The organism is Candidatus Zixiibacteriota bacterium (assembly GCA_040752815.1).
Lineage (GTDB): Bacteria > Zixibacteria > MSB-5A5 > GN15 > FEB-12 > JAGGTI01.
On sequence record JBFMGC010000011.1, the window covers coordinates 67,539 to 74,194 of the forward strand.

Annotated in this window: 9 protein-coding genes; 7 read left to right on the forward strand and 2 right to left on the reverse strand. The window is 57.0% G+C overall.

Features of this window, described 5'->3' with window-relative positions; all coding sequences use genetic code 11:
• Nucleotides 1-55: 55 nt before the first annotated feature.
• Nucleotides 56-1,111, reverse strand: coding sequence for a hypothetical protein (locus AB1772_04785; GenBank protein MEW5795658.1), 1,056 nt, complete (start codon nt 1,109-1,111; stop codon nt 56-58).
• 199 nt (nt 1,112-1,310) lie between these two features.
• Here AB1772_04785 and AB1772_04790 point away from each other — a divergent pair, with 199 nt between their 5' ends.
• The 7 genes from AB1772_04790 to frr all read left to right on the forward strand — a co-directional run bounded on the left by AB1772_04790 (nt 1,311) and on the right by frr (nt 5,962).
• A complete protein-coding gene (locus AB1772_04790) occupies nt 1,311-1,976 on the forward strand; it encodes a SprT-like domain-containing protein (protein MEW5795659.1) in 666 nt (221 codons plus the stop codon).
• Nucleotides 1,977-2,243: 267 nt separating this feature from the next.
• Nucleotides 2,244-2,678 carry a 50S ribosomal protein L13 gene (gene rplM, locus AB1772_04795; GenBank protein MEW5795660.1) on the forward strand — a complete coding sequence of 145 codons (435 nt, stop codon included), beginning with the start codon at nt 2,244-2,246 and terminating at the stop codon, nt 2,676-2,678.
• 17 nt (nt 2,679-2,695) lie between these two features.
• Entirely contained in the window at nt 2,696-3,088 is a 393-nt protein-coding gene (rpsI, locus tag AB1772_04800) for a 30S ribosomal protein S9 (protein MEW5795661.1), read from the forward strand.
• A 140-nt stretch (nt 3,089-3,228) separates the two neighbouring features.
• Nucleotides 3,229-4,035 (forward strand): 30S ribosomal protein S2, encoded by an 807-nt coding sequence (gene rpsB, locus AB1772_04805; protein MEW5795662.1) that lies wholly within the window; start codon nt 3,229-3,231, stop codon nt 4,033-4,035.
• A 6-nt stretch (nt 4,036-4,041) separates the two neighbouring features.
• Nucleotides 4,042-4,635: a translation elongation factor Ts gene (gene tsf, locus AB1772_04810; GenBank protein MEW5795663.1), complete on the forward strand. Its 594-nt coding sequence runs from the start codon at nt 4,042-4,044 to the stop codon at nt 4,633-4,635.
• Between the two features lies 1 nt (nt 4,636).
• Nucleotides 4,637-5,362, forward strand: coding sequence for a UMP kinase (pyrH, locus tag AB1772_04815; protein ID MEW5795664.1), 726 nt, complete (start codon nt 4,637-4,639; stop codon nt 5,360-5,362).
• A gap of 42 nt (nt 5,363-5,404) precedes the next feature.
• Complete coding sequence (gene frr, locus AB1772_04820; protein MEW5795665.1) at nt 5,405-5,962, forward strand: ribosome recycling factor; 558 nt, start codon at nt 5,405-5,407, stop codon at nt 5,960-5,962.
• Between the two features lie 274 nt (nt 5,963-6,236).
• Here the strand turns inward: frr and AB1772_04825 are convergent.
• A partial coding sequence (locus tag AB1772_04825; GenBank protein ID MEW5795666.1) for a CBS domain-containing protein occupies nt 6,237-6,656 on the reverse strand: 420 nt, incomplete at its 5' end.

Consider the following 6,656-nt stretch of genomic DNA (forward strand, 5'->3'; position numbering starts at 1 on the left):
TTCGACTGCCGTACGCTTACGCATAATTCCCTCCTGTGTCTTATGGTTCTCTTCTTTATCTCATATGCTGCACCGATATGTTCCCAAACCAATGATTGTAGCCGAACTCATGCGCATAAACGGCCTCTCGCTGCCGTATTTCATACAGAAAGAGAATGCGCGGCCCCATGCTGGCATTGAGGGCCGCGAGCCAGCGACCGTCAGGTGTAACAACCATGCTGCCTACCCCCCACACCGGCCACGTGAGAGAATCAAGAAATCTGTCTATCCTAACCGTATCGCAAACATAGTTGGCACGGACATCAAATACGTACAATTCGTTGGTCCCCAGCTCCCCGTGGGGCGTCGATGGATTGCTGAAAAAAGCTAGTTTTCCCTCCGGGGCCATAGCGAGATACCCGGCTCCCGGCCACAAGACGGTCTCGTGAGTAACTGAATCGAGGTTTATGTCGTATACTACAAACCGATGCAGTAGGTAAGCGAGCAACTTTCGATTACTGGGAGTCGGTATAATCTGCATGGGCGGCCCCGGTAGCTGGTAGCGCTGCAGCTGCGCATCGGGGTCGAGCGGCCTGACCCACGCTACGCTATTATAGAATTCTCCCCCATCGACATGGCCGGCGTAGAAAGTCCGGCTGTCGCTGGAGAAGATCCCATCGTGCAGCCTGGTCGTGTCTGAGAACACCACGGACCAGTCGGTAGTGTTCAGGACATAGAAATCTTGGCCCATGATCGCCAGCAAGCGATCATCAGGGGAGACCGCCGCGCCAAACCAGGCGCCGTACGGCAATTCAGCCACTAGTTGAAGCGAGTCGGCGGTAAGCACCAGCACGCGATCTCGCTGAGTGAAGTAGAGTTGCTTGCCATCAGCTGACACCGTTACGCTTCGCATCTCACCTTCGTACGGTACGACCATGCTGTCAAGCTCGAGCGTAAGAGGATGGAAAATCCAAAGAGTGGAATTCACCGAGTTGCAGAAATAGACGGGGTAATCATTCGCCTCTACTGGCGGTGGTTTGGTGGGGCCGTCGTCGCAACCGAACGGCCAGAGACAGGCCAGTCCGAGACCGGTAGCCACTACTCCAAAAAACAATCCCTTGGTGACACGCATATGTTAACTCCAAGCCGGGCCTGACTCGCCCGCACCCGAGCAAAAGGTGGATTATTCGGGCTAGGTCGTCAAGTTCAATCTTGCGAGAAACATTGAATTGAGGTGGCAGGTTTGAAGCAAACCTGCCCTACAAGGCCCGAGTCTTCCTGTCCCGGTTTTTCGGTTTACCCTTGCCGGTGGGCGGCCGATATGCTATCTTATGCCACTGGAAACATTCCCAGCGACCATGGGCAATCGAAACAAGAGACAACTCCGAGCCGCGTCATCGCTAAATCTCGACCTGTTCCGCCCGGACAACGTTCAGGTGCCGGCGCCGGCCACGTTGTATTCCAAGATCACTCGATTCGCAGAGGTGTCGCCCGTGCCGTCGCTGGTCGACCGGCATATACCTGTGAACGGGGAGCAACTGCCGTCAGAAGAGCAACTCTGCCAGCTGTTCGATCACTACAACTGGCTCTACTTCCGCGGGCGACTACGCCGTCCGCGGATCGAATACTCCAGCCGTATGACCACCGCGGGCGCGTTTTTCCCCAAACTCAAACTGATTCGAATCAGCCGCCGTTATCATGAGCTCTTTCCGGAGGAAATCGCCGACACGCTCAAACATGAGATGATCCATCTCGTGCATCTGAAACATGATGCCAGCTTCCAGGCTGAGGCGAAGAGGATCGGGGCATCGGTGAAAGCGCGCACCCACCCGCTCCTGGGGCGGCCGCCGACGTATGTCTACGAGTGCCCCAGTTGCGGTACCGACTTCCCGCGCCAGAAACGACTGGTCATGGCGTCGTGCGGTTACTGCTCCAAGGGTGGCCAGTACGACCGTCGGTATAAGCTCGTACTGGTTCGGTCGCTCAAGAAGAAGTGACTCGGACGATTCAACCCGCGTCAAAGCCGAATGATTTTTCTCTCAAAATCTGGAGTTTTGGGGTGGGACTGGTGATGGCCGCGGACGTAGATCGGTTAGCCGCCGGTAGTATAAGTCCCTGTGATACAGTATGTTAGCTTGGCGCCGAGTCCGTACGGGTGGAGTTTTCGATTGCTGACGATTTTCAACGGGAGACCTTGACACGAAGTTGAAAGGGCATATATTTGCAGGCTTTTGAAAAATGGAGTGCCCCAACGGGTTGACGTTATGAAGACAATTGTGCCTAAAATCGAACCGAAAGACCGCAGGTGGTATCTCGTGGATCTCGAGGGTATCACCATGGGCCATGCTGCCGTCCAGGTCGCCAATCTGCTCCGAGGCAAGGAGAAGCCGATCTTCACGCCGCACATAGACACGGGTGACAACGTGATCGCGGTCAACGCGTCCGGGTTGCGGTTTTCCGGCAAGAAACTAAGTCAGAAAACGTATTATCATTATTCCGGATACCCCGGTGGTTTGAAGAAAGTCGTTCTGGGCAAAGCGATGAGCCAGCGGCCGGACCGGGTATTCTGGATCGCGGTCAAGCATATGCTGCCGCAGAATCGTCTGGGTCGGAAACAAATCGGAAAGCTGCATGTCTATGCGGGCGCCGAACATCCCCATTCCGCCCAGAAGCCTGTCAAAGTGAAATTATCCAACTGAAGTGCGGTAAGACATTGATGGAGCAAAACGTTATTTCAGCAACGGGTCGGCGCAAGACGGCTGTAGCTCATGCCATGCTCAAACCGGGTAAGGGTGACTTGACGGTCAACGGTCGTCCCCTCTCGGGTTATCTGACCAGGGAGACGCTGGCCAATCATGCGACCGAGCCCCTCAAGGTGACCGAAACGCTCGGGACGGTCGATCTCGTCTGTTCCGCCCGGGGCGGCGGCCTTTCCGGCCAGGCCGGTGCTCTGCGCCTGGCCATTGCCCGGGCGCTCTGTGCATATAATCCAGATCTGCGTCCACCGCTGCGGCAGGGCGGTTATCTGGCGCGCGACGCACGCGAGGTCGAACGTAAGAAGTACGGTCGTCCGAAATCGCGTAAGCGCTTCCAATACTCGAAGCGTTAGTAGAAGTCGAAGAATATCATCCCCGCCTTCGGGCGGGGAAATAAGCAGTTCCGACCGACCCGTCGCCGGTCCCAACATTCCCGGGTGGCGTTCAGGGGATGAAGTCGGGGCGAAGTATAACCAAAAGCTCAAGGATTCAAATGTTCACTCCCAAGATTCGCGAATTGCTCGAGGCCGGGGTGCATTTTGGCCACCAGACCAGCCGCTGGAACCCCAAGATGAAGCCGTTCATATTTGCGGCGCGCAACGGCATCTACATTATCGATCTTCAGAAGACCGTCAACGCTCTCGAGCAGGCGAAGAAGAAGGTTCGCGAGGTGGTCCGCGCCGGGCGCGCCATCCTCTTTGTCGGCACCAAGAAGCAGGCGCGCGAGGTCATTCTCGAAGAGGCTCCGAAGTGCAACGGCTTCTTCGTGGTCGAGCGCTGGCTGGGTGGGATGCTTACCAACTTTGACACCATCAAGGCCTCGATCAAGAAACTGAAAGATATCGAGAAGATGCGCGAAACCGGCGAACTTGAGAAGTTCACCAAGAAAGAACGCGCCCGTATCGAGGGCCAGGCGGCCAAGCTGCAGAAAGTACTGGGCGGAATAAAGGACATGAACTACCTGCCCGGACTGGTGATAGTGATCGACGCGCAGAAAGAACAGATCGCGGTGGCCGAGGCCCACAAGCTGGGCATTCCGATTATCGGCATTATCGACACCAACGCCGACCCCGATATGATCGACTTCCCGATTGCGGCCAACGATGACGCTATTAAGTCGATCCGCATCCTCCTCCGTGACCTGGTCGACGCGGCAGTCGAGGTTCAGGACGCGGTGACCGTGGCCGAGATCGAGGCGGCGGTCGACGCCGAGCGCGAGAAGCCGCTCGAGACCTACACCATGGAGCCGGAGGAAACCGGCGAGGCCGCCGGTTACGACGAATTCGAAAGAGAAGGTTAAGACATCATGGAGATTTCAGCCACCAGGGTTAAAGAACTTCGCGAGAAAACCGGCGCCGGTATGATGGACTGCAAGAAGGCGCTGGCGGATTCCAAGGGGGACCTGGAGGAGGCCGTCAAGCTTTTGCGGGAGCGCGGTATCGCCAAAGCCGCTACCAAGGCCGGCAGAGACACCTCGGAGGGGGTGATCACCTCGTACATCCACCCCGGCGACAAGCTCGGAGTGCTGGTGGAGATCGCCTGCGAGACCGATTTTGTGGCGCGTACGGAACAGTTCCGCCAGTTCACGCGTGACATCGCCATGCAAATCGCGGCGTCGTCGCCGCTGTGTGTACGCCGTGAAGACCTCGACCCGGCCGTTATCGCCCAGGAGCGTGAGATTTATCGCACCCAGGCGCTTAACGAGGGCAAGCCGGACAAGATTCTCGATAAAATAGCCGATGGCCGCATTGAGAAGTACTTCGCCGAGGTTGTCCTTCTCGAGCAGCCCTTCATTAAAGATAACGACAAGACCATCAGCGATTATCTCAAGGAAACGATCGGTTCCCTGGGTGAAAATATCCAGATCAGGCGATTCAGCCGTTTCCGCTTAGGCGAATGATATGGAATCCGAGCCAGCCAAGCCGGCCTACAACAAGATCCTTCTGAAAATCTCCGGCGAAGCCCTAATGGGCGACGACCGGTATGGGATCAACACGCCGGCGCTGGAGGGTATCGCGCGCCAGGTCAAAGAGGTAAAGGACCTTGGAGTCCAGATCGCGATGGTTATCGGCGGTGGCAACATCTTTCGCGGGTTGCACGCCTCGGAGCGAGGCATGGACCGTGTCACCGCCGACAACATGGGCATGCTCGCGACGGTGATCAACTCGCTGGCTATGATGGGCGCGCTCGAGAAGCTGGGCGTCTACACGCGGGTGATGTCGGCCGTGCACATGGAGGCGTTCGCCGAGCCGTATATCCGCAGGCGCGCCTTCCGCCACATGGAGAAAGGCCGCCTGGTCATCCTGGCCGCCGGAACGGGCAATCCGTTTTTCAGCACCGACACCGCGGCCTCGCTGCGGGCGATGGAACTCGGGGTCGATGTCATGATAAAAGCCACCAGAGTCGACGGCGTTTATTCGGCTGATCCGGAAAAGGACAGCACGGCCGAGTTTTACCCCCGCCTGACCTACATGGACCTGCTGACCAGGGAGCTGCGCGTGATGGATGCCACCGCAATATCGCTGCTGAAAGACAACCGGATTCCGGTGCTCGTGGTTAACATGAACAAGCCGGGCAACCTGGTCAGGGCGGTGTGCGGCGAAGAAATCGGCACGCTCATTTCGTAGTGGCCAAATGGGACGTTTAATCATATACCGAGGGCTCACGTTATGATGAACGAAATTCTCAAAGACACCAAGGCGCGGATGGACAAGACCATCGAAGCGGTAACCAAGGAATTGGGAGGAGTGCGCACCGGCAAGGCCTCGCCGCACCTGCTGGATTCGGTCCGGGTGGAGACCTACGGTACCACCATGCCGCTGAACCAGCTGGCTACAGTCTCCGCGCCCGAGGCGCGGCTCCTGGTGGTGCAGGCGTATGACAAAGGGACGGTGGGCGATATAGTAAAGGGGATCTACAAGGCTGATCTGGGTCTCAATCCCAATGTCGATGGTCAGGTTATCAGAATCGTTGTCCCGCCTCTTAACGAGGAGCGTCGACGCGAATTAGTAAAGCACTGTAAACATCTTGCCGAGGAAGGCAAGGTGGCCGTTCGCAATATCCGCCGCGACGCCAACGAGCATCTCAAGAAGGCGGAAAAAGATAAGAAAGTCTCTGAAGACGACGCCATCAAAGGCAAAGACGAAATTCAGAAGCTCACTGACGCCCATATCAATCGGATCGACAGCCTGGCGGAACGCAAAGAAGCGGAGATCATGGAAGTCTGAGCGGCGGGGGGCACGATTGATCGTGCTGTCGGGCGACCCTGCCCGACAGCTTTCGAGAGCGATGCCCCGGTGGCCCACACCGGGCAGCCCACAGCTTGCTGTGGGTCGTTACATTCGTGGACTGCACCCTCATAGTTCGATCCTATCCAACCCTAGAGGGTACATCATCCCGCCCACAATGACAATTGAAACTCAACCGACGGAAAATCCTCTTTTCGCAAACGTTGAAACCCACCCAAAGGGTGGGCCACCCCAGGGCGGCGTGGTCGCCGGCTCACCCCGGGTACTCGTCGTTGATGTACTTGCGCAGGTACCGGTTTTCAATCTCGATATTCGTGAGTTGCGATTTGACAATGTCGCCAAGCGAGAGCAGGCCGATCAGACAGCGGTTGTCGACTATAGGCACGTGGCGAATCCGGTTGTTTGTCATCACACCGGCGATATAATCGAGTTCGTCGTCGGCCACCCCGACAATCAAATTGGTCGTCATCAGTTCACCTACCGTGGAACGGGTGAACCCGCCGGGGTTTTTGTAAGCGGCGCGGAAGATATCCTTGTCGCTGATAATGCCGATGATCTCGTTCTGATCGTTCACGACCGGCAGGCAACTTATCCGGTTGTCGATCAGCAGCGCCATCGCCTCCGTGATGGTCGTGGGGGATCCGGCCGTTATGATTAGGGGGGGGGTGGGGGT